The organism is Caballeronia udeis (assembly GCF_001544555.2).
Classification (GTDB): domain Bacteria; phylum Pseudomonadota; class Gammaproteobacteria; order Burkholderiales; family Burkholderiaceae; genus Caballeronia; species Caballeronia udeis.
The window spans coordinates 1-1,625 of record NZ_FCOK02000189.1 but is presented as its reverse complement, the minus strand read 5'-3'; the positions used below and the strand labels follow the sequence as shown (position 1 = coordinate 1,625).

The 1,625-nt window shown below is 57.0% G+C and carries 3 protein-coding genes and 1 pseudogene; 2 read left to right on the top strand and 2 right to left on the bottom strand.

Annotated features, from left to right (window positions below):
• The first annotated feature begins 63 nt into the window (after nucleotides 1-63).
• Nucleotides 64-270, top strand: a complete 207-nt coding sequence (locus AWB69_RS45110; protein ID WP_156529225.1) for a hypothetical protein — start codon at nucleotides 64-66, stop codon at nucleotides 268-270.
• A gap of 64 nt (nucleotides 271-334) precedes the next feature.
• Here the strand turns inward: AWB69_RS45110 and AWB69_RS51060 are convergent, their stop codons facing one another.
• Nucleotides 335-703 carry a helix-turn-helix domain-containing protein gene (locus tag AWB69_RS51060; RefSeq protein ID WP_197500497.1) on the bottom strand — a complete coding sequence of 123 codons (369 nt, stop codon included), beginning with the start codon at nucleotides 701-703 and terminating at the stop codon, nucleotides 335-337.
• A 17-nt stretch (nucleotides 704-720) separates the two neighbouring features.
• Nucleotides 721-1,155, bottom strand: a complete 435-nt coding sequence (locus AWB69_RS49100; RefSeq protein ID WP_197500496.1) for an AraC family transcriptional regulator — start codon at nucleotides 1,153-1,155, stop codon at nucleotides 721-723.
• A gap of 380 nt (nucleotides 1,156-1,535) precedes the next feature.
• Here AWB69_RS49100 and AWB69_RS49095 point away from each other — a divergent pair.
• Nucleotides 1,536-1,625, top strand: a pseudogene (locus tag AWB69_RS49095) (IS6 family transposase); the annotation flags it as partial.

Below are 1,625 nucleotides of genomic sequence, written 5' to 3'. Positions count from 1 at the left end.
ATTCCTCAAACTAGCCTGCTCACTCGTCTGCTGGAACATCTTCAGCCGAACTGAGCAGCCTTTTTGAACTGCCCTCTTAAGGAATTGGAGAACGCCGGCGTAGCGGGATTGACCATTGAGGAGTGCACGGGCAAGCTGCTTTCGGCGCTGGACGCTCGCTCCGACCCTGAGCTCGCAATCGTCGCGCGAACGAATGTCTCCGCGAGCAGCGACGAGGCCGACCCGCCCAAATTCAATATCGCCCTGAAGGAAGGAGGTTTGAACCGGTAATGCCTTTGGTCAATTGGCTCGAATCCGCGGAACAGCAGACAATCATTCGAGTCCCAGTCAGGCTTCAGTCCGAGCCTGCGAGGAACTTCAGCCGTAGGGCGTCCTTTCTCGGAGAATTCCCGAAAAGCCGCGCGTATTCGCGACTGAATTGGGATGGGCTGTCATATCCGACATCGGACCCAATTGTTGCCACGTCGCTCGACTCGTTCATCAGTAGCATTCGCGCCTGTTGAAGGCGAATCTGCTTCTGGTACTGAAGGGGGCTCATTGTGGTCAACGCGCGAAAATGGCGGTGGAAGGACGTTGGACTCATTCCGGCGATATCTGCCAGTTCCTCGACGCGCAACGTCTTAGCATAATTGCCACGTATCCATCGAGTCGTGCGGCTGATCCTGGAAAGGTGGCTATCGGCCACGCCTATCTGGCGCAACATCCCGCCGCGCGTACTTCTCAACAGGCGCCAAAGAATCCCCGCTCGATCATGGGCCGCATGATGGGGACTTCCTCGGGGTGGTCGAGTAAGCGAAGAAGGCGTGCGAACGCATCAAGGAGATCCTCGTCTGCCGTGTTGATGGTCGCCTGCGGATATTGAACGGGAAGCAGTTCCCCGAATTCGCCTTCCAGCAAAAGGGCCGCGACGATAGCTGGCTGAATCGCCAACCCCATTGCTAGGAAAGGCACTTCTGGGCTCGCTTCGATGACAAGGCCGGTGACCGGCAGGTCGATCGGTACCAGCAAGTATTGCCCCGCTCGATAGTCGAACTCCGCACCGCCGAACACGGAGCGCTTCGCGCCCTGCGCAACCAGGGCGACGGCGGACTCGTAGACAACCTCGACCGGATCAGTCGCGACAGATGTCGCCATTATCGCGAGGCCCGGTAGCATCGTGGATGTCCTGCCCGGCTGAACATGTCGAGAAATAAGCGATCGGATTCGGGCAAGGGAGGACATTTCGCTCATGCGGAAGCAAAGCTGACTCTTGAGAGACCACCAGTTTTTGGTGGGATTATGCAAGAGTTTGGTGTGATCTGCTTATGGTCGTTCGCAGGCCTCATGTTCAAATTGAAAGAAAAGGAGGACGGAAATGCAAAAGACTTGGTTCATCACAGGTGCAGGTCGGGGGCTCGGCGCAGCAATCGCCAAGGCGGCCCTTCGTGCAGGAGAAAGGGTGGTGGCGACTGCACGCAACCTTGGCGCCATTACCGGTTCTGTCGCGATAAGGCGGTGCGATATGATTTGCGCCGATAAGACGAATCCGATACCCGATGAAACAGACCCTGACGCCAGCCTTAGCACGTGTATTTAAACGCCCTCACTATCCGTTTGAGGTGATGCTGATGTGCGTGCGCTGGTAT